Raw genomic sequence first — 24654 nt, 5'->3', positions numbered from 1 at the left:
AACAGGCTCCAACGATGTGTTTGGCATTTTTGCCGGCCAATGTACAGTCCAAATTATAATAACTGGAGGACGTATGGCGAAGACTAGTCTGGTGACTAGAATTATTGTAGGTCTTGTGCTTGGGGTTGTAGTGGGGGCACTTCTCAATTTCTTTCCCGAGTACAAAGCCTGGATAATCAGTAGCTTTTTGCAACCCGTCGGCGATATTTTCATCAAGATGATGAAGATGATTGTCATACCCCTTGTATTCGCGTGCATGGTCGGCGCGATTGCAGGCAATGGTGATAGCAAGGCGATAGGGCGGGTAGGGGTGAAAGCCTTGTTCTACTTCTTTGTCGTGACCAGCATCGCAATTGTGTGTGGCCTGCTGGTTGGCAATCTTGCGCAGCCAGGCGTAGGTGCTAACTTGACGACGCTGACAAACACCCAATCGCTCTCGCTTCCCTCTACCTCGGAGAGCACAGGGTTTGCTCAAGTCATCCTCAATATCATCCCGGACAATATCGTCGGTGCAATGGCGCAAGGAAAGCTGTTGCCTGTCCTGTTCTTCTCGGTCATGTTCGGCTTTGGGCTAAGTGCTCTGGACAAAGAGAAGAAAATGCCGTTGATCGCGGTAGTCAATGCCATTTCCGCGACGATGTTCAAGGTGACGCATATCGTGATGCACTACTCACCCATCGGGATCTTTGGCCTGATCGGCGTGACGGTAGCCAACTTCGGGCTTTCCGCGTTGCTGCCTCTGGCAAAACTGATTGCCGTCACCTACGTCGCCGTCATTCTGTTCGGCGTGGTCGTGCTGGGCGGCATCGCGAAGGTTGCAGGGATCAACATCTTCGACCTGATCAAGGCGATCAAGGATGAGTTGATCCTGGCGTTCAGTACTGCCGCCTCGGCGACTGTCATGCCCCAGCTGATTGAAAAGGTCGAGGCCTACGGTGCGCCGCGTTCGATTGCTACGTTGGTTATTCCTACGGGCTATTCCTTCAATCTGGATGGCGCATCGCTGTTCGTGGGCATCGGCACGCTGTTCATCGCGCAGCTGTATGAAATTCCCCTGAGCTTGGCTGACCAGGTGATGCTGATCATCATCATGGTGCTGACCTCCAAGGGCGCAGCCGGCGTCCCGGGTGCCATGTTCGTGATCTTGACCGCTACGCTGACCAGTGCCGGTCTGCCGGTGGAAGGTATTGCATTCATCGCCGGAGTCTATCGCTTGATGGACATGCCGATCACGGCGCTGAATGTCTTGGGCAACGCACTGGCGCCTCTGGTTGTGGCGAAGTGGGAGAACCAGTACCGGATGCCTGCTGCCCCGGAGGTAGCGCCCGAGGAGCGCCCGCAAGTGTTGACCTCTTCATTTAGCGCTGGGGGCTCGGCAAACGCGACCTAGTGTGTTCATCAACATGATCGCCCTGCATGTGATGCAAGTGCCCATCATGCAGGTAATCGACAGGCCCATCGTGTTCGGTTGCCGTGTGGCCGCAGCTGGGCTTGTGCCAATGGTCATGGTGCGGATGCTGGTTGCAGGCACTCATTCCGAACGCCTCCAACTGCCATACCTCGGCCGTCACGGCCGAGGTAGGTCGCTTATGTTACTCGTGGTGCGGCTCACCCAGGAACGTCAGTGAACTGAACAGGCTCTGCTGGGCGACGGGGCTGCCGTCTGCCATTGGCAGGGTAGCCTGGGCCGCGATGATGTTGAGTCCTTCATTGCGTACGGTGATACGTGCCCGCCCTTGCTTGTCGGTGGTGGCGCTGACCTGATGAGGGGCGCCCCGGTAATCGCCCTGCAGCGGGATATCCGCAGCCGGATTGCCATCGAGCAGTACCTGCACTTCCAGCGTCTTGCCTGGCCCGACTTGCACAGGGTCGCTCAGGGGGATAATCGCCAAACGCAGCATGTCCAGTTTCGGCAAGCGAGCACCGCGCTGGTAGATTGCCAGGCTGTACTTCAAGCTGTGGGTGGAGGCGATCGCATCCTTGACGTGGGTGCGATCCTGATTGACCCATTGCCTGTCCGGGCGCTGCGACCAAGGCCCGTTGTCCAGCAGCACGGCAAGTGCCGCAGGCGGGGTAAGTGGTTGCAGCACGGCATGATCCGCCAGGCGCTCGACCGTGACCGGGACCATGTTCCCGGTCGCGTCGAATGCCCAGGCGCGCTTGATCTTTTCCGCCTTGTAGGCGTTATCCTCGGCGCCGTGGCCGTACACGGCCTCGATACTGCCACGTCGCTCCTCGGTCCACAGGCCGTGGGCGCCTGCGTTGACGCTGACCATCAGGGTCAGCAGGGAAGCGACTTTCAACGATGGATGCATGATGGTTCCTCGGTTCAAAGGCTAAGGGTCAGGCTGACACTGAAGTTGCGTGGCTCCCCGGGCAGCACCCAAGCGCTGTTGTACGAGCGTTCGTAATACTTGCGGTCGAATAGGTTGTTGAGGTTAAGGCCGACGGTGACCTGTTCGCTGGCCTTGTAGTGCGCCAGCAGGTCGACCGTGCTGTAGGCGTCCAGGGTGAAGTCGCTGCCGGCCTGGCCGGAGCGTTCGCCGACGTAGTTCACCGCTGCGCCCACATCCGAGCCGCGCAGGGCACCGTCCTGGAATTCGTACACACCCATCAGGCTGCCGCTGTTACGGGCGATGCCGAGCAAGTCGCTGCCTTTGGGCAGGGCTGCGTCGCCTTTGGTGACCTCGGCGTCGATGTAGGCGTAGGCGCCGATCACTCGCAACGCGTCGGTCAGCTGGCCGCTGAACTGCAGGTCCAGGCCTTGGCTGCGCGCTTCGCCCGCCGCCACGCTCTCGCCAAGGGCGTCGGTGGTGATGACGTTCTCCTTGTCGATATGGAACAGGGCGATGGTCGCGCCCAGGCGGCTGTCGAGAAGGTCGAGCTTGACCCCGGTCTCGTAACCCAAGCCCTTTTCAGGCTTGTACACCTGGCCCTGGGTGCCGATGGTGTTGGGTTTGAACGAAGTGGATGCGTTGGCGAACACGCCGACTTGCGGGGTCAGTTGGTACAACACCCCGATGCGCGGTGTGGCAACGTCCTTTTCCTGGCTGTTGCTGAGACCCGTGGTGCGGTTCTGCGAGGTCTGCTCGAAGCGCTCCAGGCGTACGCCCAGCAACCCGCGCAGGCGCTCGGTGAAAGCGATCTGGTCTTGCAGGTTGATCGCGTAGCTTTCAGTGTGCTCGAAGAAGTCGTTGGCACGGGTGATGGCTGGCTTCGGCTTGCCGTATACCGGGTTGTAGATATCCAGCCCATACGCTGCGGAGGTGGCGCTTTGCGGGTACTTCTGGCTGTTGCGGTAGTTTTCGTACTCCAGCCCGACCAGGGTCTGATGCTGCCAGCCACCCAGCTCGAACTGCCCGTGCAGCTCGGCCTGGGTGATGTTGTCGTTCCATTCGAAGTCGCGTTCGCGATAGAAGCGCGTGATGGTGGTGCCCACCAGGGCCTGGGGTTCGGAGCTGTTGCCCTTGAGCGTACCCTGGGTGTAGTGGTTGGCCAGGCGCAGCGTCCAGTTGTCGTTGAGCACGTGTTCCAGCGCCACGTCGAGGGTCTGGTTGTCGTTGCGGATCTCGCCGACATTCGGCTCGCCAAGGAAGGTCGAGCGCTTGACCGACCCCATTTCGCCGTTGACCGCCGGAATGCCGCGGTCGAACACCGACTCGGTTCGGGAGAACTCGGTGTCGATCATCAGTCGGGTGTCGGGTGACAGTTGCCAGCTCAGGGAGGGGCTGACGATACGGCGCTCGCTGCCGACATGATCGCGGAAGCTGTCGTTGTCTTCGACGGCGAGGTTGATCCGGCCCAGCAGATTCCCCTCGCTGTCCAGCGGCGAGTTGGCGTCTAGGGCGGTGCGGTAGCGGTCCCAGCTGCCTGCGCTGAGCGTGAGCGTACTGAAGGCTTCGGCCTGGGGGCGCTTGGTGACGATGTTGACCAGCCCGCCAGGGTCGCCACGGCCGTACAGGCTGGCAGCCGGGCCTTTGAGCACTTCGATGCGTTCGATGTTCGACGTGTCCGGCGCGCTGTAGCTGCCGCGGTTGATGGCGAAACCGTTCTTGTACAGCTCGCCCGTGGTGAAGCCGCGCACACTGTAGTTGAGGAAAGTCAGGCCGCCGAAGTTGTTCTGCCGCGACACGCCGCCAGCAAAGTCCAGGGCGCGGTCGATGCGGGTGGTGTTGAGGTCCTTGATCACCTGCGCGGGCACGACGTCGATACTCTGCGGTGTGTCGCGCAGGTCGGTATCGGTGCGGGTGGCGGTGGCAGAGCGGTTGGCACGATAGCCTTGCACCGGCCCGTCGGCGCGTTCTTCGAGGTAGGCGTCGGTGATGGAGGTTTCGTTCAGCAGCAAGGGTTGTGCCGCTGAAATCGGCTGGCCGAACAAGCCCAGCGTCAGGCCGGCCAGAAGGGGGGCACGAGGGTTCACGTAAAGTCTCCGTTTTTCACGCTATAACGTTGCAATTTTGGGTACGTCCTGACTTGGGCACTGTCCACGAGCTCGAAGGGGATCGACGGATACACCATCAGGCTCGACGGTGTGGGCTGTGCAGGCCGCACTCGATGCCAACATCGATGCCGCGCGCTGCTTCGGGCGGTGCTGCATCACAGATGACAAGAAACCCTTGCGAGTAGAGCGGCCCGTCTTGCGTCAGGCCTGACAAATGAATCCTGATGAGAGAATGTTCATGTGTTGGGATGCGCATGTTATTAGATGTAATAACGTAACACCAGTGGTTAGCGCTCATTACCGGTTGCAAATGATTCTTGTTGGTCAGGCCCAGATGCCTGCGGGGCGGACCAGGCCGAGGCATCGTGCGGGTGCAGGCTTTCCAGGTGGCGAACGTGCACTTGGCTACCGCGGTAACCCTGCAGGCTTACCTGAATACGCCGCGCAGCATCCTCGACAAACATCAGGTTCTGCCCGTTGAGTGCCGCGAAAGCCTGTTCGTCAGCCCGTTTCACGGCGGTCTGAACCGGCGTGCGCAAGGCGCCTTCGACTTGGTCGATCAGGCCCAGCAACCCGAGATTAGGGGCATCGGCAGGCACCGCGACGCGCACCCGAGCTTCGCTGCGCTGGCTATGCGGCGTCGCCAGCGACGCATTGCTGCGCAGCCACTGCGCGACGGCGCTGGCTTCGAGCAGCGGCTGGTCCTTGAAGGTTCGCAGGAAGCCGTCCTCAATCAATTGTCGGGAGAGAGCGGCCGAGCACGGGCAGGTCGAGGAGTAGCCGATCCTGACCTCGATACTCAGGTTCAGTGCCCCGCCGACCTTCGTGGCGAGCACGTGAACCGGGTACGACTTCCAGCCAGAGAGGCCCTCGGTCACCAGCGCAGGGCGGCGAACCAACAAGTCGAAATCCAGGCGCAACCTGGCATTGCGGCTTTCGCAGTCCTGATGGCTGTCGATCATCTCCTGCAACAGCGCAAAGAGACTTGCCGGCGACACCGCCGCAGCCTGCCCCCAGGCGTCCAGCAGGCGATACAGCCTGGACATGTGAATGCCTTTGACGTGCGGTGCCGGCAGGTCGACCTGGACATCCGCCCGGGCATGTAGCTCGTGCTGGTAGGTCGCTTCTTCGATCCTTACCGGCAGGTCGATACCCTGCATGCCGACCCATTGCAACGGGCTTAGGCTGGGGGCCAGGTCGGTGACGGAAACGTCGGGTAATGCTGAGCTCATCATGTCTATCCAGTGGTGGGAGCCTTGCACGTAGCAGCAAGGGGTATGAATCAGTTCCAGCCGGGGAAGGGGTTGGTCAGCTTCATCCAGCCTTCCGTTCCCTGGGCCCGGTTCGCAGGCGAGCCAGAGGTAAGGCTTAATGTGGCTAGTTATAACATAACATTAAGGTCAGGTTGCAAATCATGTCCGTGCTCTTGAGCAGGCAGAGGCAGGAAGCCGCTTCGCCTGTGGCTGCTGGAGTGGGAGAAAACTGCTGGACAAGATCGACGCTGGCCTGGACCGCGTTGCCCGGGGCGAGCTGAAACGTAGTCGCTCGGGCAATTTCCATGTGCAGGAATGTCACACAATACCTGCGCATCACCAAGGAATTGCACGGTCAACGCTTTGTGGTTCGCTGCCTGACGTGTCAGGGAAAAGAACGCTATGGGTGACGCCACTATTCCTTGCACTTGTCCTGATTGAATGTGCAGATTTAGTGTTTGCTGTTGACAGCGTGCCTGCATTTTTTGCAATCACGCAGGATCCGTTCATCGTTTATACGTCGAACATCTTTGCAATTCTCGGCTTGCGCGCGCTCTATTTTGCATTGGCTGCGATGATCAGTCGCTTTGTTTACCTTAAGTAAGCCCTGGCTCTGGTGCTTGTCTTTATCGGCGCGAAAATCTTCCTTCATGGCGTTGTGGGTAAAGTGCCAGTCGAAATATCGTTGAGCGTTACCATCGGCCTTCTGATTGGCGGCGTGTTGCTTTCGCTTTGGAAAACCCGAGCGTCCGCTAACGCTCATTGAATGATTACGGCCGTTGACCGGCAGGACAAGGACACGCTCCGTAAGCATGGCATCGTGGCCTGCGCGTCCAATTACGAACGCCATGGGGACTCGTCCGAGTGGGTGATGACAGTGGCCGAGGCGATGCAGTAACGATCGCCTCTTGGGCCTTCACACTCGGTCAGTTGTCCCCGCAGGTTCAGTTTGTACGCGCTGGCCTAGCGCTCAGGTGCAGCTTTCTGCGTGGCGGCGCTCACGATGACCCTGAACGGACAGAGCATTATGTGTTGTCCTATGGGACAGCGGCGCAGTCTGTGATAATGGGGAATGAAAAGGGCCCTATCATGTTGACCATCTCCAATAACGTGCATCTGCCGGATGCCGAAATCGAACTCACCTACATCCGCGCGCAAGGCGCGGGCGGGCAAAATGTCAACAAGGTATCCAGCGCCGTGCACCTGCGCTTCGACATCCCGTCTTCATCGTTGCCCGAGTTTTACAAGGCGCGGCTGCTGGCGCTGCGTGACAGTCGTATCACCGGCGACGGCGTATTGATCATCAAGGGCCAGCAGTACCGCACACAGGAGCAGAACCGTGCGGACGCTTTGGCGCGTCTTGCCGAGTTGATCATCAACGCTGGCAAGACCGATAAGAAACGTCGCCCCACCAAGCCGACCCTGGGCTCCAAGACCCGCCGCCTCGAAGGAAAAGCCAGGCGCAGCGCTGTCAAGGCGGGTCGGGGGAGGGTGGAGTTCTAGTGTGGTGTTTCACAAATAACGACCATAACTCGCGGCGCTTTTTGCGCTCATGCGGCGTTGTCGCTCCTCGCCGTAGCTGGGCTACGACTCGTCGCGACGCCTTGCTTGAGCGCAAAAATCGCTCGCGAGTTATTGGCCGTATTTGCAAAACACCACACTAGGCTCTGTCAGTTGCGGTAGTCGTAATGTCGGCTGAGTGGGCCATGCAGCGCTGGGATCTTCTACCCCGCATCGGCTACTGACCTGGATGATCTGCGTTCCTACAGGCCCGTCGTGTCTCCGCACGGAACCTGGGCGCGTGTCAGCGTAGATAACTTTCTACTCGCCAAGGTCAGGCTGGAGGGTTTCAAATTCAGGCATCTCTAAATGAGACATTGGCGGTGTGGCGCTTGCACTGCAACAGGAAAGTGGAGCAGGTAGCCCTGATTTTCATTTCGGTTTGAATTTAAACTGCGTTAGGATGTTCTAAAGGTCACCTGTCCAACTTCGGAGTATCCCCATGTCGCGTCTGGCAGAATTTAGACAACTTGAGCAAAAATTGGCCGCCCAGTTGGCCGAACTGGAGGCCATGAAAGGCAGCCGTGAGCTTCAGAAAGAAATCGAGTTTGAGACCAAACTGCGCGATCTGCTGGGCCAATATGGCTATAGCCTTCGTGACATCATCAACCTTCTGGATCCACAGGCCAGTCGCCGTGCCGCACCTGCTGCCGCAGAGAAAGCACCTCGTCGCGCTCGTCAGGTTAAGCAGTACAAGAACCCGCACAACGGCGAGATCATCGAGACCAAAGGTGGCAACCACAAACTGCTGAAGGAGTGGAAGGCTCAATATGGATCTGATGTGGTCGAGTCTTGGGTTTCCTAAGTTCGATCAAAGACGCAAAAAAAGAAACGACCTCAGAGGCCGTTTCTTTTGCCCGTGGATTGGCAGGCTGTATCCCATGGTTTCCTCGACACTTGCCACGCTCAGGAAATGGCGTTTCTCCTAGCGACCTGCGGCCAAGGTTAGCGTCGGTATGAAAAGCCTTGAGACGGCTTTTCATACAGCGCCTGGAAGGCTGCTTGCAGACGGCCTGTAGTGATTGATGTCACTCGGGTAACGCATACACCCTGAACAATTTCTTCACGATATCGTTGGTCCCTCCCAAGTATTTGTCGTAGTCCTTTTCAATGGAGCCCGAACGATAGGCTTCGCTCAAGGCCGTATCGACCAGCAGGCGGAAGTCGTCGTCATTGCGCTCCACCATCATCGCCACCGGCGAGTACTCGAATATGCGGTCCAGGAGCATCAGGTTTTTGGGAGCCCCTTCCTTGGCTATTTCGTTTTTCAGCAACATGCGCTCGGCAAAGAACGCGTCCGCCTTGCCGTCGGCGACCAGCTTGATGCCCTCATCGTTGTTGGCCACGGTAACCAGTGAAGCGATTACACCAAGCAGGCGCATCCTTTCGCGAATCCAGTCTTCGGTTACACCGCCCTCAATGGTGGCGTATGTGTGGTTGGCCAGACCGCTGTTGATGCTTGCTCGCCAGGTCGGTCCGCTATTGGCGACTTTGCCATTGAGTACATTAAGCAGCGATTCGGGGGCATCCTTGCGCACCACGACAGAGAGACCGGCGGTGTAGATCGGTATGGCGTAACTGATCGTCTTGCGCCGTTCCAGAGTGGGCGGAGTCGGCGTGCAGAGAATATCGACTTTCCCCTGGCTCACCGCACTGACCTGCTCGTAAACCGTAACCGGCTGGTAGCGCACTTGCAGGTCCGGCAGGCCAAGTTCGCGCTTGAGCTTGTCTGCAACTTTAAGGCACTGCTCGATGGCATAGCCGCTGGCTTTGTCGCCTTCCTGCGTGCTGAAGGGGGCCAGGTCTGGCAGGTAGCCCATGGTGAAGCTGTGGCTGCTGCGCACGCGTTCAAGTGTGGAGGCACTGGCCATCAAAGGCAGCGTCAAAAACGCCAGAGCGAGCAAAAAACGGGTGGTTTTGATAAAGGGTACGTTCATGTCCGGTTTCCCCGTATGCAGATGTCTGTGCAGTCCTGGCTGCCGCGCCTAAGGATTGCCGGCCCCGGCCTGTTCGGCTGGCAGCGTGTCGGTGAAACGCTTGGCGAGGAAACCGTAGAGCAGGTAACCGAAGGCCAGTACCAGGGTGCCGCCCATCACCGCATCCTTGCCGCAGGCATACAGGGCATACAAGGAGTACGTCACCGCAACCAGCAGCACTACCAGGTTGCGCGCGTAGATCGTCGTTGAGACACCGGCCTTGTACATGATGACCAGCAGACCGGTCAGCGCGGTTAAATATGGGATGAGGTTAGTCACCGCCGCCAGGTTGACCAGCTTGCTGAACTGGGCGGCGGCATCCGGTGAAATGGTCGACAGGGCCATCAAGGTTTGCAGCACGCCACAGACGATCATGCCGACGACAGGGGCGTTCATGGCGTTGACCTTGCTGAAGAACTTGAGGAACAGGTTCTGGTCGGCGGTCATCTTGGCAGTTTGCGCCAAGGTAAATTGCCACCCCAGCAGCGAGCCGACACACGCCATGACTGCCAGGGCCATGACGATATGGCCTACCAATGGATTGAACATCGTGGCGTAGACCAGCGCGAAGGGCGCCGTGGACTTGGCCAGATCGGCATTGGGAATGATGCCCTGGATGACGGTGGTCGACAGTATATAGACACCGGCAGCCCCCAAGGTGCCGAACAGGCAGGCCAGTGGCACGTTGCGCTTGGGGTTTTCCACGGCATCGGTGGCTTGGGCCGCCGACTCCATGCCCAGGAACGCCCACAGGGTCAGAGGAATGGCTTTGGCGATGGACTCGGAAATCGGCAGATCGTTAGGGTTCCAGGCGGCGACCAGTACATCGGGCTTGAACCAGAACCAGCCGATGATGCAAAGGCCCGCTACCGGAATGATCACGCCCCAGACCGTGAAAGCACCGATCTTGCCGGTGATGCCGGGGCCGCCGAAGTTGGCGAAGGTGGTCAGCCAGATTAGCCCGATGGTGCCTATGCACAACGGGATGGCACCACTACCCAGCCAGGGCAAGAAAGCGGTCATGTAGCCCACCGCAGAGATGGCCACGGCTACGTTGGCGATGGCCAGAGACAGGAAGTACAGGTACGAGCAGAGGAAAAAACCCGACTTCGCGTGAGCCTCTTCGGTGTAGGCGGACAACCCGCCAGAGCGTGAGCAGAAGACGCCGCACTGGGCAAAACAATAAGCGATGGCCATCGAGCCGATTGCCGTGAAAAGCCACGACAACAGCGAGACGGCACCCAGTTGAGCCATGTTGGTAGGCAACATGATGATCCCCGAACCCATCATGTTGACTGTCACCAGCGTCGTGAGCCCGACCAGGCTCATTTTTTTGCTTGAATCAGCCATCGCAAACTCCTTGCCGCGTTCAATGTTTTGAACCTTGGTCCGGCAACGTGCAACGCGTGGCCGAATAGGGGGCTAATGCTCAATGCTTGACTACGTAAACTCTGCAGGGTGGGCGCACCTGGCAGATCTCGCTTGATCTTGACAGCAGGTTGGCAGGTTCAAAGCCCGGGAAAGGGCCATCGAACAGTGCTATCGCCAACAGGTAATCGACGATGGATTGCTTACGGCGGGTACTCCGTGGCGGTGCGGCGTTGCGTCGTTATCAGCGTGAACTCGATTAACCGTTAACAATTGATAAAGATCAATGATCCTTGCCTATTTCACTTCGTCCAACCGGCAGCGCCTTTGATATGACCTTGGCGGGTTATGGATAATGACTGTCACATCAGTTAGCGGGTACGGTGATCACCGGGGCTTGCGGCGCCACGCCTGTTTCGGCAAGAGAGAACAGTACCAGTATGAACAAAAACTCCGATTTGGATTTCATGTCGTGGTCGTCGATCCAAAACCAATAGTCGCGATAGTGCACAGCAGCATAGGCATCAGCGGGTCGCTCTTCGCTCGAATGGATGCGAACCAGAGGATCGTCCCACGGACTGGGATGATCGGGCACGGGAGGCATGGGGTTTGCTCGCCCATCTTGCAAATGCGCGGCAGGGGCCTCGATCGTCGCGGCGAGTTCCAGAAAGATTTCTGACATGGAGCGTGTCAGGAGCGCAATCTCGGTATCGCTCCTGGATACCATACCGAAAGTAAGCGTCAGTTCATCCTTGTCGGGCCGCAAGTGAAGAATCTTTCGTACGGTAAGGCGATCCTTCTCCACATCATCGGGGATGTCACGTTCGATCATGAGCACTTCGCTTCTTTCGTTGGCGCGGGTACTGACTCTTACACCTAGCGATTCCGAACGCTGTATCCGCCTTAACGCATCCAATAGCTCATAGAAACGTGGATCTGCGGCACGCAAGCGTGTAGGCGATACCGATCGATTGTACACACCATTCGCTGCTCGGACGGTCAATTGCAGCACGCGGTCGACCGGGTAGCCTGCCTGAATAAGCGAAAAAACGGCCTCAGGAGATAAGGGTTGCAACAAGTAGCGTGAGAACCGCTCCCCGGAAAGCGGTGTATAGCTGATTGTTGGACGATCTGTGTAAACGCCGGATGCGCCTATGGCCTGACTGCTACCGTCGTTGGGCCATCCCGAAAACCAGCCTGCTGCGAGGTTGACCTGACTTTGTATGGCGCTGGAGCTGATCACCGAAGAGACTTCCAGATACACCGGTGCATCGGCGTAGCGCAACTTGACGATATTGAGCAGTGTCTGTTCTTTCCAGGTCGTGGCAATCACTGTGCCGTAGTCTGTGCGATCGCGCTGTATCGAGGTCGGCCCCAGCGTACCGCAGCCTCCGACGTAGCACGCCGTGGCGATCAGTACCAACAGGCGGATACGGTACGGTAGGTGCGTGATCTTCGGCACTGAGGTCTGGTGATCCATAGTGTTGCCTCATGACGCATTTTTGGTGGGCCTCAGGTAATGGCATTCAGCGCGTTCGGTTAAGGCAACAGCACGGGGCGGCGGTGTCAGTCTTCTTCTCTCAATGCTTTGATCCGTCCGGATTTTTCTGCGGCTACCAACGCGGCATAGTCTTTTGCATTTTGCTTTGCATAGGTCATGACAAATTTGCCGATGGCCTGATCGAAGGAGTCCGACTTACCCAAATAGCCGCTAATCAGTGCCGCATCCCCGGATTTTGCATGGGCACGCGCGAGGGTACGACCGCATAGCTCGGCGTACAGCTTCATTTGTGTGGTCGTTGCGCCTTCGATCGGCGCAGACATTTTCATGTCTCGCAACTGCCGCACAAAGAAATGGCGGCCTTTTTGGCCTTGCGTCCAGCCCAGAAAAATGTCGCTGGAAGACTGCATCAGCCGCTGCCCTGTGACAATGCGTTGCCCCTGGTTCTCGTACTCGCTTTTTCCCGCGTAAGGCCCCAACACGGAAGGACACGCTTCCTTGAATTGCAGAAGCAGGGGGTGGTTCTCCGCGGAAAAGAACAGGCCGACAAAACAATAGGTGCCGACGCTCCCTATTCCGACGGCTTTGACGGCAAAGTCTTCGAGACGGTACCGATCAAACAGTATGCGGCGTTCATGGGGTAGCGATAATCGATAGTCTTGCAGTGCCGCATGCACCCGTTTATCAAAGTCCTTTTCATAGATATGAAACAGAACAGGGGGTTGATCGATCAGGCGTCGACGGCCCGCCACTTCACTGCTGATCATGGGATAAAGGTAATCGCCGACTCGAACCTTGGCTTTTTCTATCAATTGCTCACGGTTTTTTTTGATTTTGGCATTGGGGGCCATATCGATGATCGTTTGTGCATCCAGGTGGTCATACCAGACTTCCAGCGGGCTCAATTTCGAAAGCTCGCGTAGACGTTCCCGGTAAGCTTTAACGGATTTGACGGCGATCGCGTGGGCATCTTTTTCGCTGAGCCTGTTATCTGCAGCCGCGACGGCGAAGCTGATCGCCAGGCGTTTGACATCCCACTCCCAGGGGGCGGGAAGGGTTTCGTCGAAATCATTGATGTCAAAAATCAGATTGCGCTCGGGTGTCGCGAACAGTCCGAAGTTCAACAGGTGACAATCACCGCACGCCTGTACCCGAATGCCGGTGTTGGGGAGGCTGGCCAAGTCATGAACCATCAATCCCGCAGAACCGCGCAAGAAGGTGAAGGGGCTGCGCAACATGCGTCCATAGCGCACGGGCACTAGACTGGGGAGTCTATATCGATTGGACGCTTCAAGGAGATCGATAGGGTTACGATGCTTGCGCGGTGGTTTCCACACTGCGTGAGATGAGTGTGGCAGGCTCTCGCGTATCCGCTCTCCTGCGTTCAGGCGTTCTTTTCGCGAGCGAAAAGTCGGCTCGTAAATTCCGAACTTTGGTTCTCGAGCCGCACCCTGGACGGATTTCTTCTTACTGGGAGACATTTCCACTCCTTTACTCAACGAAGTCGAAGTTGTTCAGGAGCAAGATCGCGTTATGGTTCGGTCCCATCACAAAAGCGTAGCAGCCTGCCCCTGAGCTGCGTGGATGCTCCGCTTGGAAAACCGCACATTTCATAGCCTTGGCGGGAGCGTTTTGTGGTTTGCCTGTGAGCCGGATCCGTCATCCCGCGACACTGTCCTTCCAGCGCAAGTGTTTAACCTCGAGAGGGCCAAGGTACAGCTACCGCTGGCGTTGGCACGGCTAAACCGGTCTGCCGACACGGTGTCTCCATCATGCTCATGGTCGCTTTTGATTGGCAGTTGCTGTCAGTTTGTCCGCCTCGGTCACCCAGCCACCACCAGTCGCCTTGTACAGATCAATCATGTTGGTGAACACCGAACCGCGGGTGCGGGTGTAATCCAATTCGGCGTCGAACAGGCTGCGCTCGGCGTCCAGCACCTCGATGTAGCTGGTATAACCGTTGTCGTAGCGCAACCGTGCGTAATGGGCATAAGTGCTCAGTGCCTCGACTTGCCTGGCTTGGTAGGCCATCCGTTCTCTGGATTTGCTCGATGCGACCAAGGCATTTTCCACGTCCCTGAACGCCGATTGAATCGACTGTTGGTAAATTTGCAGCGCCTGTTTCTGGATGGCTTCAGCTTGCTGCACCTGCCCGGCAATACCGCCGGCTGTGAAGATTGGCATGCTTACCGCCACACCATAGGACCAGGTGGAAGCGGGTCCAGTGAACAGGTTCGACAGTTGGTTACTGGCGGAACCTAACAGGCCGGTCAGGGAAATAGTCGGGAAGTATTGAGCCTTGGCAGCGCCGATCTGTGCATTGGCCGATATCAGATTCAGTTCTGCCTGACGCAAGTCCGGTCGCCGTTCAAGCAAGTCTGATGGTAAGCCGGCCGGCACCGTTGGCAGATTCAGTTGGGCCAGGTCACGGCCGCGGATGATTGGCCCAGGGTTACGCCCAAGCAGCACGGCCAAGGCGTTTTCCTGTTGCGCGACCAGGGGTTGGAGTTGCGCAACTGACGCCTGGGTGCGCTCGAGTTCGGATTGATTCTGTGCCAGTTCCATTTCGGAAATGGTGCCGGCACCGTAGCGCAGTTTGAATATTTCGTAGGACTCACTGCGAGCCTTGGCGGTCGTGCGGGCGATTTCCAGTTCCCGGTCGAGGTCACGCAGGGTCACGTAGCTCGACGCAACCGAAGCGACCAGACTCAAGATCACGCTTCGACGGCCTTCTTCCGAGGCCAGCAAATCGGCACGGGCGGATTCATCCAGGCGGCGCAACCGGCCCCAGATATCCAGCTCCCAGTTCACACTGAGAATGGCCTGGTAGTTGTTGAACACCGGGTCCACCGATGGGTCCAGCGAGACCGGACCGGTGTCACGCGGCGAACGGGAGCGCTGCCCTTGGGCGCCCAGACCGACTTGTGGAAACAAGAGGGAACGGGTCTGGCCGTAACGGCCCTGGAATTCTTCGACCCGCGCGGCGGCAATCTTGATGTCCTTGTTTTCGAGCAGCGCCGTGCGGATCAGTTCATTCAGGACCGGGTCGTGGAACTGCTCCCACCACAGCGTATTCGACAGGTCTTTTGCTTCCTTGTCCGCATAACGGTAGGCAGCGGGGGTGTCGATTTTCGGGGGCTGGTAGTCTGGCCCCACCATGCAACCCGCCAGGCTCAGGCACAACATCAGCGGGATAGGAGGCTTACGCATCTCAATCCCCCTCATGTCGGTTTTGTGCCGCGCCGTCGGGAATCGTCGGAGCCTGCGTCGAAGCAGTTGGCTTGGCGGCTGTTTGGGCGTTGTCCTTTTCCCCGAACATTCGCTCCACCAGGTAATAGAACAGAGGGATGAAGAAGATCGCGATCACCGTCGCCGCCACCATGCCACCAATTACCCCGGTACCAATGGAGTGACGGCTATTCTCCGAGGCGCCGACGGCAATGGCCAGAGGCACGCAGCCGAGGATGAACGCCAGGGACGTCATTACGATAGGGCGCAGACGTTCTTTTGCTGCGGTCATCGCGGCATCGTAGGTCGACATGCCGGTTTCCCGGTTCAATACCGCAAATTCGAAAATCAGAATGGCGTTTTTGGCGGCCAGCGCCACCAGCATGGTCAAGCCGATCTGGAAATAGACGTCGTTGCTCAAGCCCCGAAGCAGGACGGCGAGCAGGGCGCCGAACAAGGCAAAGGGTACGGCCAGTAGCACACCCACGGGCAGTGACCACTTTTCGTACTGAGCCGCGAGGATCAGGAACACCATCACCAGACCGAAGATGAATACCTGGGAGGAGGCACCTCCGCTCTTTTTTTCCTCGAATGCCTCGCCACTCAATGCCAGCGCATAGTCATTGGTCATGATCTCCGCGCCGATTTCCTCCAGAGCCTTGAGTGCCTGGCCTGAACTGTAGCCTGGCGCCGGGTTCGCTGTGAGTTTGACCGCCGGGAAGTTGTTAAAACGTGTTAGCAGGTCGGGACCGGTGACGTAGCGGGTGGTCAGCAAGGCCTTGAGCGGCACCATGTCGAGGTTTTTGCTGCGCACGAAGATCTGCTGCAGGTCCTCGGCCTTCAAGCGATAGGCCGGTTCGGCCTGCAGAATCACCTGCCACAGGCGACTGAACTTGTTGAATTGCGAGACGTAGAGCGAGCCGAACATGGTCTGCATGGCGCTGTAGACATCTTCGACCGGTACGCCCAGGGATTCCGCTTTCTCGCGATCGACGTCGACCATCAATTGACGGGAAAACACGTTGAAGGTGGAGGTGATGACGCCCAGCTCCGGACGTGTCTTGGCTTTCGCCACCAGATTGGCGACCAGTTCCGCCAGTTGGTCGACATTGCCGTCGCCCTTGCTTTGAACCCAGACTTCCATGCCTCCGGTGGTACCCAGGCCGGGAATGGACGGTGGGTTGACCGGCAAGATGATCCCTCCCTGAACGGTAGAAAACGCCCGCGTGGCCTTCTGGATCACTGCGGGGGCGCTTTGTGCCTTGATGGTTTCGGCGTCCTTGTAACGCCCCTCGAAATCCTTGAAACCGACAAAAAACGCACCGGCATTGTTCTTGTTCTGGCCGTCGAGCAGGCTGTAGCCGTTCACAATCGCGACACCTTCGACGGCCTCATCCTTCATGAAGAAGTCACTGGCCAGTTTGCCGACCTCGGCGGTGCGATCCAGGCTGGCAGCGTCGGGCATGATCACCGCGCCAAGCAAGTAGCCCTGGTCTTCCGGTGGCAGGAACGCGCTGGGGATGCGCTCGGCCATCAACAGGATCAGCACGATCATGCCGGCAAAGAGTAGCAATGCCAGCACAAAGCGCTTGATCATGAACGCCACCGAGCGTGAATAGCCCTCGGTCAAGCGCTCGAAACTGCGTTCGAACCAGCGGAAAAAGGCGTTCTTGTCACCGTGCTGCGGTTTGAGTAGCAGGGAGGCCAGGGCGGGGGACAAGGTCAGGGCGACCAGGCCGGAAATTACTACAGATATGGCGATGGTGATCGCAAACTGTTTGTAGAGTTGACCGGTGATGCCGCCCATGAAGGCCACCGGAATGAACACCGCGCACAGTACCAGGACGATGGCCACCACCGGGCCTGCCACTTCATCCATCGCCCGTTTTGCCGCGTCCTTGGGCGTCATCTTGTGCACCTGCATGTTGCGTTCGACGTTTTCGATCACCACGATCGCGTCATCCACCACAATACCGATGGCCAACACCATGCCAAACAGCGTCAGCATGTTCACCGAAAACCCGAGTGCGGACATGCCGATGAACGTGCCGACGATCGACACCGGCACCGCGAGCACCGGAATGAGCGTGGCCCGCAGGCTCTGCAGGAAGATGTAGACCACGATAACCACCAGTACCAGGGCTTCGAAGAAGGTGTGGATTACCTCGGAAATCGAAGCTCGGGTAAAGGCCGTGGTGTCCATCACGATCTTGTACTCGATGCCCTCGGGAAACGTGGCCTTCATGTCCGAGAGGGTCTTGGTCACTGCTGCGGAAACATCCAGGGCATTGGCGCCGGGTTGCTGGTACACGGAAATCAGCGTCGCCGGCCGGCCCTGGTAGGTGCTGCGCAAGGAATAGTCTTTTTGCCCCAGCTCGGCGCGTCCAACGTCTTTGAGTCGAACAACCGCCGCGCCGTTGTTGCTGGCACGCAAGATGATGTTCTCGAATTCCGAAGGCTCGGTCAGGCGTCCCTTGGTGGTCACGGCAAACGACTGCTCCACGGGTTGCCCCGTAGGCGACTGGCCAACCCTGCCTACGGCGAACTGCTGGTTCTGATTGGCGACGGCTTTCTGTACATCGGCGGCGGTGATGCCCAGCTGGGCCATACGGTCAGGCTTTAGCCAGATCCGCATGGCGTAGTCCGGCGTGCCGAAGATACTGGCCTGGTTCGCCCCTGGAATCCGCTTGATCGCATCGAGGATATAAAGGTTGGCGTAGTTGGCGACATAGGTGCTGTCGTAGCGGTCGCCGGCGGAATACACCGCAAGCACCATCATGAAGGCCGAGGATTTTTTCTGTACCTGGATACCCTGGTTCTGCACGGCGGAGGGCAGTTGCGGCAGGGCCAGATTGACCCGGTTCTGCACGTCGACTTGCGCCAACGAAGGGTCGGTGCCTATTTCGAAAAAAACATTGAGGGTCATGTTGCCCGTCGCGGAGCTCGACGAGTTCATGTAGATCATGTTGTCGGCGCCATTGACCTGCTGTTCGATGGGCGCGGCCACGTTATTGGCCACGACTTGCGCATCGGCACCGGGGTACGTCGCGGCCACCGTAATCTGCGGCGGCGTTATATCCGGGTACTGCGCAACAGGGAGCTTGAGCATGGCCACTGCACCGGCCAGGGTGATGATGATGGAGATCACCGAAGCGAAGATCGGCCGGTCAATGCAATAGTGGGAAATGCTCACTGGCTTTTCCCCTCATCGGCTTTTGCTGTTTGCCCATCGGCTGAGCCTGTTGACGAGGCACCAGGTATACCGACGATCTTCAATGGCCCGTCTGGCGTGACCCTGATCGCGCCATCGACCACGATGCGCTCGCCGACCCGTAGCCCCTTGTTGATGAACCAGTTGTCACCTTGCCAGTCACCCACTTCAACCACGCGTTGCTCAGGTTTTCCCTCGGCATTGAGGACCCACACGAAGTGACTCTTGGAACCTTCCAGCACGGCTTTTTGCGGCACAAGAATGGCATTGGGTCGCGTAGCGCCTTTGGCCAGGGCTCTCACAAACTGACCAGGACGCAGCAAGCCATCGGGGTTGGCGAGCACTGCCCGAACCAGGAAGGTGCCAGTATCCTGACTGTAGGAAGGTGCCAGAAAATTCACCTTGCCAGTGTTGGGCGCCACGGTGCCGTCAGCCAATACCACTTCAACGATAAAATCACTACGCGGTGGAAAAATGAGATGGCCGGCGGCTATCTCGTCGCGGTATTTCAGCGTCTCGTTTTCCGAGAGGCTGAAGTTCACGTACATCGGGTCCATCTGTGACACCGAAGTCAATAACCCCGACTCACCTGGCGTCACATAACTGCCATCCTGTTTTTTGGCATAGCTCGAAAGTCCGGCAAGGGGTGAGCTGATGGTGGTGTAGCTGAGGTTCAACTGCGCGGTACGCACAGTACCCTCTGCGGCCAATACGGCGGCATGGGTCTCACGTTCGTTGCCCACCGCATTGTCAAGGTCCATCTTGCTGACCGCATTCTGCGCCGCCAGCGGCCGTACCCGCGCCAACGTGGACTTGGCTACCTCCCAGCGAGCTTGTTGCTGGGCCAGTTGGCCTTGGGCCGACAACAGCGCGGCCTCAAACGGTTTGCGGTCCATCTGGAACAGCGTTTGTCCGGCTTTGACCAAATCGCCTTCGGTGTACAGCCGCTTATCAAGGAAACCGGCCACGCGCGCACGGATTTCCACCTCGCGGGAACTTTGGGTCTGGGCAACGAATTCGAAAGTCACTGGCGTGTCGCGGGCGGTGACCGTCATCACAGTGACTTCAGGCGGGTTATGCGCAGGGGAGACGGGTTCTTTGCCGCAGCCGGCAACTAGACTTAAGGCGCCTAGGACAATGGCGATGGGCAAACCGACAGGCTGTCTGACAACATTAATGTTCCAGCGCATACCCTTCTCCGTGAAGCTCACTTGAACAGATGCATAGCCCGTCTCTTGTCACAACGCTAGCACCCGCAGAGGGTGGCACTTCTGACAAAAATCAAGTTGCAGCACGAGGTAACCGTGAGCGCCCTGGATGAGTACAGACCAGAATGACGCATGCGATGGCTATGCGTTTATTGGGAATATTTGATATTTCTCAAGTCTCTAGCACTTATCCGGCAGAAACTTCGATGCATCTGCGGTCAATAAATACTCCGCCTTGGTGGGCAACCCGTAATATTACGAAAATTCTTCGGCGGCGTTACAAGGCTGTCGTTAATAGTCAACAGAATCAAAGCGCCCTTCGGCGTGAAGGTTTTTATTCGTAATCGGCATATCCGAAGAGAGAAAACGTGAAGGTTGGCCGCGAGATTGAGCTGATCAAGGGTGACTTTAAAATGAGCTTGCGGGTCAGCTCCGTGTCAGCGCGAATGCCGAGAGTCTTTGCGCGTAACAGGCAATAGAACCCATCAGGAGCGGCCGTGTGAAACTTCATCTGAAAGCCTCAAGCACAGCCCACTCTGACACGGCGTCACTTCGTCTCAATGTCGTTTCAGGGCTCACGGCCTCTGCAGTCGTACTACCCAAGGCAATGGCCTACGCGACTGTCGCCGGCTTGCCTGTTGCCGTCGGTTTGTATACGGCCTTCGTCCCAATGTTGATTTACGCATTCCTGGGCACGTCGCGAGTGCTTAGCGTCAGCTCCTCCGCCACGCTGGCGATTCTGGCCGGTGCGCAGATCGGTCTGGCAGTACCCGATGGTGACCCCGGGAAGCTGATCACGGCCACGGCAACACTGACCGCAATGGTGGGCACCATGCTGCTGTTGGCGCGGCTAATACGCCTGGGTTTTCTCGCGAACTTCATTTCCTCCCCGGTGTTGAGCGGCTTCAAAGCAGGTGTCGGCCTTGTGATCGTGTTGGATCAGGTACCAAAACTTCTCGGCATCCACATCGCCAAACAGGGCTTTTTTCTCTATCTCCTCAACATTGTGCATCATGTACCCAGGAGCTCTCTGATCACGATCGCGGTCGCTGCAGCGGCGTTCCTGATCCTCATCGCAATGGAACGCGCGTGGCCACATTCGCCAGCACCACTTGTTGTGGTGGCAGGGAGTATCGCCGCCTCGTGGTACTTCGGCCTGCAGGCGCTCGGCGTTTCGACTGTCGGCTTGATTCCAGCAGGGTTACCCCCAATCACACTGCCCGATCTCACATTGGTTGAACAAATGATACCGGGTGCGCTCGGGATCGCGCTGATGAGCTTTACCGAAACGATTGCAGCAGGTCGTGCCTTTGTCCGGCCAGGCGATCCCCCGATCAATGCAAACCGCGAGTTGGTTGCTACCGGCCTGGGTAACCTCGGGGGCGCACTGCTGGGGGCGATGCCCGCCGGTGGAGGTACTTCGCAGACGGCGGTTGTCCGTGCCACCGGAGGCCACTCTCAAGCGGTCTCGATTGTCACTGCCGGCATGGCTTTCGCCACGATGCTGCTGCTTTCGGGGCTTCTCGGGTATCTGCCTCACGCTACATTGGCGGCCATCGTCATCTACTACTCGGTCGGGCTGATTCAACCCCGGGAATTCCAGGCTATTCGCAAGGTGCGCCCGATGGAGTTCCACTGGGCGCTCGTAGCGACGTTTGGTGTGCTGTTGTTTGGCACGCTGCAGGGCATCACGGTGGCAATCGTCGTATCGTTGGTCAGTCTGGCCTATCAGACGGCTCGTCCGCATGTGTACGTCCTGGGTCGCAAGCGCGGTACCGACGTGCTTCGGCCTTTATCGGAGGACCACCCAGATGATGAGACTTTCCCGGGGCTGTTGATCGTGCGGCCGGAGGGACGTCTGTTCTTCCTTAACGCGGACTATGTCAAAGAGCAGGTCATCGCGCTGGAAGCGCAGTACCATCCACATGTGGTGGTCTGGGACATGAGTGCCGTTCCCGACATCGAATACTCGGCACTGCAAGCTCTGATTGAAGGCGAAAAACACTTGGGCGAACTCGGTGCCAGTCTCTGGCTGGCGGGGTTGAACCCTGGTGTACTTGAAATGGTACGGCGTGCTGGGTTCGACGAAAAACTCGGGAGCGAGCGTATGCTGTTCAACGCTCATGCTGCGATCCTGCACTATCAGGATCAGGACGCCACGCCGTTGACGGCGTCGTAGTCATGAAGTCCTGGTAGCGCAATACTTCAGGTTTTTTCGCCGCGGTCCTTGTCGGCATGGGTCATTTGGTAGATATGATTGACCTCGGCGAAGAACACACCCGTGGATAAGCCGCACATGATGATACCCGTCAACCCTTCAATCAGCCCGAATAGGCGCCAGGGTTTCACCAGCACCACGTCACCGTAGCCGATGGTCGCGTAGGTCACTCCAGAGAAGTAAAGCGCCGTTTCGAAATCAGGCAGAGATCCTTGCCACACATAGAATGTCGCCCAAATCGAGACGGCGATCAAATGCAGCATGATCATGTAGCAGACAACCCAAACCAACCGCGCGCTGATGGCGCCTAGTTGCCGTAGGGGAACATTGTTTCTGCGGGACAGAAACTTTAGCATCAAGGCCAGACCGACGGCATGCACAACCACAGTGATGGCTGCCAGCCCCAACGCGAAAAAGATGCTTGAATACATCAGTGCTCCTTCCGGGTTTCCGCGTGACGGTTGCCATCATTGCCCCTTCTTTTCTCGCGCGCTCCCAAGGGAGGTTCTTCGGCTGTTTAGTGGGGGCCAAACTGTGTTTCTCGAGGTCGAGCTTCTGTGTACGCTCCGATGTCTTTTGGTAAAGAGTCTCGACGAATGTAGGTAGACGGACTTGATAAATATCAAGCACCTCCCTCGAGCTCGCGCGGGCGGGGTTTACGTACAAACTGTCCTGATGCGGGGCATTGATATTTGTCGGTAGGAAAACGGGATTGAAATCCACGTCATTCCGCCGCTGTGGGTGAAAACTTCAGGAGGGCCAGGAGGTAAGACGCCATGTCCTCCCGCGACTAACATACTCCCTGCGCCAGTTTGGCGCTGATTACCTCCAGGCTGGGCTTGAAAGGTGCTCCGCGAAGAAGTCGGAAAGGGCCTGAACTTTTCTCGGCCGTGCACGGGCTGATGGCGTCACGAAATACAGACCGCCCTGCGTCATGCGCCACTCAGGCAAGATGTGCTGTAGACGTCCATCGGCGAGATATTCGGCGGCGATGAACTCCGGAAGCTCAGCGATTGCAACCCCCGCCAGCAAAGGTGCGACTAATGCATCCGAGTTGGTGACGCGCAGGGGACCGCGCGGGGCCACATCTTGCTCGCTGCCATTATCGTGAGTGAAACGCCACACCTGGCTCCGTGCTCGATAGGCGTAGCTCATACACGCATGAGCGGCCAAGTCGCGGGGATGAGATGGATGGCCACGCCGGGCCAGATATGACGGGGCTGCTACGAGGAATTGGGTTACAGAACAAATTCGGCGAGCCACCAGGGAGGAATCGGGGAGGGCTGCGATCCGCAATGCCGCATCGAAACCATCGGCCACCAGGTCAACTGTCGAATCAGATAGGTGTAGATCAAGCTCTAGCTCTGGATAGAGCGTCAGCAACGCTGGGAGTAACGGCGCGACCCAGCGCAAGCCGAACGACATGGGCACAGCCAGCCGCACCAACCCGCGTGGTTGTACCGACAGCTCTTGGGCTTCGCTTTCCATTTCTTCAGCCTGGCGATACAACGCACTGGCCTGGTCAACCATACGTTGACCAAACTCGGTCACAGAGAGTTGACGTGACGTTCGGTTGAACAAGCGACCACCCAGGCGCTCCTCCAAGCGCGCAACCGCCCGCGATACCGTGGGAACCGACACACCCATTGCCCTGGCGGCGGCCGCGTAAGAGCCTTCCTCCGCCACCTTGGCGAACATGGCAAGCCCTTCAAAATCCGGAATTCTTGACATTTCAATTCTGCAATGATGACTTTCAAATGATTCTATTTTGAAATTATTTAGAGGTCGATACGCTTCTCCCACACCAAATCGCAATCTCGACGGGAGAAACACCATGAGCAAGAAACTGGAAGGTAAAGTCGCACTGGTCACTGGCGGAAGCACTGGCATCGGTTTGGCCACCGCCAAACGCTTCGCTGAAGAGGGCGCTCACGTCTACATCACCGGTCGCCGTCAAGCTGAATTGGACAAGGCGGTGGAACTGGTTGGCAACGCCACCGGTGTTGCCGTCGACTCCACGAAGCTCGAGCAGCTCGATACGCTGTATGCCCGCATTAACCAAAACCATGGTCGGCTCGACGTGCTGTTTGTCAACGCCGGCGGCGGCTCCATGCTGTCTTTGGGTGAGATCACCGAAGCTCATTACGACGATACATTCGATCGTAACGTGAAAGGCGTGTTGTTCACGGTTCAGAAGGCGCTGCCGCTACTGGCGCCGAAAGCGTCGATCATTCTGACCGGCTCCACGGCCGGTAGCTCGGGCACTGCGGCATTCAGTGTGTACTCCGCGTCTAAGGCGGCTGTTCGGGCCTTTGCACGGAGCTGGATTCTGGATTTGAAAGATCGCGCTGTCAGGGTCAACACCCTCAGCCCGGGCGCAACGCGTACGCCCGGCCTGGTCGACCTGGCTGGCCCAGATACAACACAACAGCAAGGCTTGCTCGACTACCTGGCTTCGCAGGTGCCAATGGGGCGGGTGGGTGAGCCCATCGAGATTGCCAATGCAGCCGTGTTCCTTGCCAGTGAAGACTCAAGCTTCGTGAACGGGGCTGAATTGTTCGTAGACGGTGGCCAGGCACAGATCTAAGGAAACATTTTTTGCTGTTGTTGACTGCGCATGGGGTAGCAGGTATCCCGCAGACACGCTTGGGAATGGACACCGACTTCGACAATCAAGTGGCAAGCCAGTG

Annotated in this window: 17 protein-coding genes and 1 pseudogene; 6 read left to right on the top strand and 12 right to left on the bottom strand. The window is 57.9% G+C overall.

Annotated features, from left to right (window positions below; all coding sequences use genetic code 11):
- Positions 1–73 precede the first annotated feature (73 nt).
- Complete coding sequence (locus AA098_RS15085) at positions 74–1390, top strand: cation:dicarboxylate symporter family transporter (RefSeq protein ID WP_004577557.1); 1317 nt, start codon at positions 74–76, stop codon at positions 1388–1390.
- Between the two features lie 202 nt (positions 1391–1592).
- Here the strand turns inward: AA098_RS15085 and AA098_RS15080 are convergent, their stop codons facing one another.
- The 3 genes from AA098_RS15080 to folE2 all read right to left on the bottom strand — a co-directional run bounded on the left by AA098_RS15080 (position 1593) and on the right by folE2 (position 5673).
- Positions 1593–2315 carry a DUF4198 domain-containing protein gene (locus AA098_RS15080; protein WP_064614630.1) on the bottom strand — a complete coding sequence of 241 codons (723 nt, stop codon included), beginning with the start codon at positions 2313–2315 and terminating at the stop codon, positions 1593–1595.
- 14 nt (positions 2316–2329) lie between these two features.
- Positions 2330–4420 carry a TonB-dependent siderophore receptor gene (locus tag AA098_RS15075; RefSeq protein ID WP_064614626.1) on the bottom strand — a complete coding sequence of 697 codons (2091 nt, stop codon included), beginning with the start codon at positions 4418–4420 and terminating at the stop codon, positions 2330–2332.
- A gap of 308 nt (positions 4421–4728) precedes the next feature.
- A complete protein-coding gene (folE2, locus tag AA098_RS15070) occupies positions 4729–5673 on the bottom strand; it encodes a GTP cyclohydrolase FolE2 (protein WP_064614624.1) in 945 nt (314 codons plus the stop codon).
- Between the two features lie 353 nt (positions 5674–6026).
- Between folE2 and AA098_RS15060 the strand changes: the two are divergent.
- The 3 genes and pseudogenes from AA098_RS15060 to AA098_RS15045 form a co-directional block, all read left to right on the top strand.
- Positions 6027–6460: pseudogene (locus AA098_RS15060) on the top strand (TerC family protein); the annotation flags it as partial.
- A gap of 323 nt (positions 6461–6783) precedes the next feature.
- A complete protein-coding gene (arfB, locus tag AA098_RS15050) occupies positions 6784–7197 on the top strand; it encodes an alternative ribosome rescue aminoacyl-tRNA hydrolase ArfB (RefSeq protein ID WP_004374860.1) in 414 nt (137 codons plus the stop codon).
- A gap of 499 nt (positions 7198–7696) precedes the next feature.
- Positions 7697–8059 carry a histone-like nucleoid-structuring protein, MvaT/MvaU family gene (locus AA098_RS15045; RefSeq protein WP_004374858.1) on the top strand — a complete coding sequence of 121 codons (363 nt, stop codon included), beginning with the start codon at positions 7697–7699 and terminating at the stop codon, positions 8057–8059.
- Positions 8060–8282: 223 nt separating this feature from the next.
- Here the strand turns inward: AA098_RS15045 and AA098_RS15040 are convergent, their stop codons facing one another.
- From AA098_RS15040 to AA098_RS15010, 7 genes are all read right to left on the bottom strand, one after another.
- Positions 8283–9191 carry an amino acid ABC transporter substrate-binding protein gene (locus tag AA098_RS15040; RefSeq protein ID WP_004374856.1) on the bottom strand — a complete coding sequence of 303 codons (909 nt, stop codon included), beginning with the start codon at positions 9189–9191 and terminating at the stop codon, positions 8283–8285.
- 48 nt (positions 9192–9239) lie between these two features.
- Positions 9240–10580, bottom strand: a complete 1341-nt coding sequence (gene potE / locus AA098_RS15035) for a putrescine-ornithine antiporter (RefSeq protein WP_004374854.1) — start codon at positions 10578–10580, stop codon at positions 9240–9242.
- Positions 10581–10965: 385 nt separating this feature from the next.
- Positions 10966–12078: a hypothetical protein gene (locus tag AA098_RS15030; protein ID WP_064614622.1), complete on the bottom strand. Its 1113-nt coding sequence runs from the start codon at positions 12076–12078 to the stop codon at positions 10966–10968.
- A gap of 86 nt (positions 12079–12164) precedes the next feature.
- Positions 12165–13580 carry a DUF2252 domain-containing protein gene (locus AA098_RS15025; RefSeq protein ID WP_217427663.1) on the bottom strand — a complete coding sequence of 472 codons (1416 nt, stop codon included), beginning with the start codon at positions 13578–13580 and terminating at the stop codon, positions 12165–12167.
- A 295-nt stretch (positions 13581–13875) separates the two neighbouring features.
- The gene (locus AA098_RS15020; protein ID WP_014861895.1) at positions 13876–15309 is read right to left on the bottom strand and encodes an efflux transporter outer membrane subunit; all 1434 of its coding nucleotides are present in this window, start codon (positions 15307–15309) and stop codon (positions 13876–13878) included.
- A 1-nt stretch (position 15310) separates the two neighbouring features.
- Positions 15311–18520 carry an efflux RND transporter permease subunit gene (locus AA098_RS15015; protein ID WP_064614620.1) on the bottom strand — a complete coding sequence of 1070 codons (3210 nt, stop codon included), beginning with the start codon at positions 18518–18520 and terminating at the stop codon, positions 15311–15313.
- Positions 18517–19593, bottom strand: coding sequence for an efflux RND transporter periplasmic adaptor subunit (locus AA098_RS15010; RefSeq protein ID WP_004374843.1), 1077 nt, complete (start codon positions 19591–19593; stop codon positions 18517–18519). The genes AA098_RS15015 and AA098_RS15010 overlap by 4 nt, the downstream gene beginning before the upstream one ends.
- 652 nt (positions 19594–20245) lie before the next feature.
- Here AA098_RS15010 and AA098_RS15005 point away from each other — a divergent pair.
- On the top strand, positions 20246–21925 hold the full coding sequence (locus AA098_RS15005; protein WP_064614618.1) for a SulP family inorganic anion transporter: 1680 nt from the start codon (positions 20246–20248) through the stop codon (positions 21923–21925).
- Between the two features lie 26 nt (positions 21926–21951).
- On the opposite strand, the gene AA098_RS15000 is transcribed toward AA098_RS15005, so the two are convergent.
- The gene (locus AA098_RS15000; RefSeq protein WP_064614613.1) at positions 21952–22395 is read right to left on the bottom strand and encodes a potassium channel family protein; all 444 of its coding nucleotides are present in this window, start codon (positions 22393–22395) and stop codon (positions 21952–21954) included.
- A gap of 391 nt (positions 22396–22786) precedes the next feature.
- Positions 22787–23695, bottom strand: coding sequence for a LysR family transcriptional regulator (locus tag AA098_RS14995; RefSeq protein WP_019751499.1), 909 nt, complete (start codon positions 23693–23695; stop codon positions 22787–22789).
- Positions 23696–23798: 103 nt separating this feature from the next.
- Between AA098_RS14995 and AA098_RS14990 the strand changes: the two genes are divergently transcribed.
- A complete protein-coding gene (locus tag AA098_RS14990) occupies positions 23799–24551 on the top strand; it encodes an SDR family NAD(P)-dependent oxidoreductase (RefSeq protein ID WP_064614612.1) in 753 nt (250 codons plus the stop codon).
- Positions 24552–24654: the final 103 nt, after the last annotated feature.

Origin of the sequence: Pseudomonas sp. JY-Q (genome assembly GCF_001655295.1) — a bacterium.
GTDB lineage: Bacteria > Pseudomonadota > Gammaproteobacteria > Pseudomonadales > Pseudomonadaceae > Aquipseudomonas > Aquipseudomonas alloputida.
This window is presented reverse-complemented; position numbering and strand designations above follow the sequence as displayed.

Bases quoted from the DNA above. Each gene is read 5' to 3' on its own strand.
- AA098_RS15030 (WP_064614622.1), bottom strand. From the start codon at position 12,078: ATGGATCACCAGACCTCAGTGCCGAAGATCACGCACCTACCGTACCGT.
- arfB (WP_004374860.1), top strand. From the start codon at position 6,784: ATGTTGACCATCTCCAATAACGTGCATCTGCCGGATGCCGAAATCGAA.
- potE (WP_004374854.1), bottom strand. From the start codon at position 10,580: ATGGCTGATTCAAGCAAAAAAATGAGCCTGGTCGGGCTCACGACGCTG.
- folE2 (WP_064614624.1), bottom strand. From the start codon at position 5,673: ATGAGCTCAGCATTACCCGACGTTTCCGTCACCGACCTGGCCCCCAGC.
- AA098_RS15000 (WP_064614613.1), bottom strand. From the start codon at position 22,395: ATGTATTCAAGCATCTTTTTCGCGTTGGGGCTGGCAGCCATCACTGTG.
- AA098_RS15045 (WP_004374858.1), top strand. From the start codon at position 7,697: ATGTCGCGTCTGGCAGAATTTAGACAACTTGAGCAAAAATTGGCCGCC.
- AA098_RS14990 (WP_064614612.1), top strand. From the start codon at position 23,799: ATGAGCAAGAAACTGGAAGGTAAAGTCGCACTGGTCACTGGCGGAAGC.
- AA098_RS15020 (WP_014861895.1), bottom strand. From the start codon at position 15,309: ATGCGTAAGCCTCCTATCCCGCTGATGTTGTGCCTGAGCCTGGCGGGT.
- AA098_RS15040 (WP_004374856.1), bottom strand. From the start codon at position 9,191: ATGAACGTACCCTTTATCAAAACCACCCGTTTTTTGCTCGCTCTGGCG.
- AA098_RS15025 (WP_217427663.1), bottom strand. From the start codon at position 13,580: ATGTCTCCCAGTAAGAAGAAATCCGTCCAGGGTGCGGCTCGAGAACCA.
- AA098_RS15085 (WP_004577557.1), top strand. From the start codon at position 74: ATGGCGAAGACTAGTCTGGTGACTAGAATTATTGTAGGTCTTGTGCTT.
- AA098_RS15080 (WP_064614630.1), bottom strand. From the start codon at position 2,315: ATGCATCCATCGTTGAAAGTCGCTTCCCTGCTGACCCTGATGGTCAGC.
- AA098_RS15010 (WP_004374843.1), bottom strand. From the start codon at position 19,593: ATGACGGTCACCGCCCGCGACACGCCAGTGACTTTCGAATTCGTTGCC.
- AA098_RS14995 (WP_019751499.1), bottom strand. From the start codon at position 23,695: ATGTCAAGAATTCCGGATTTTGAAGGGCTTGCCATGTTCGCCAAGGTG.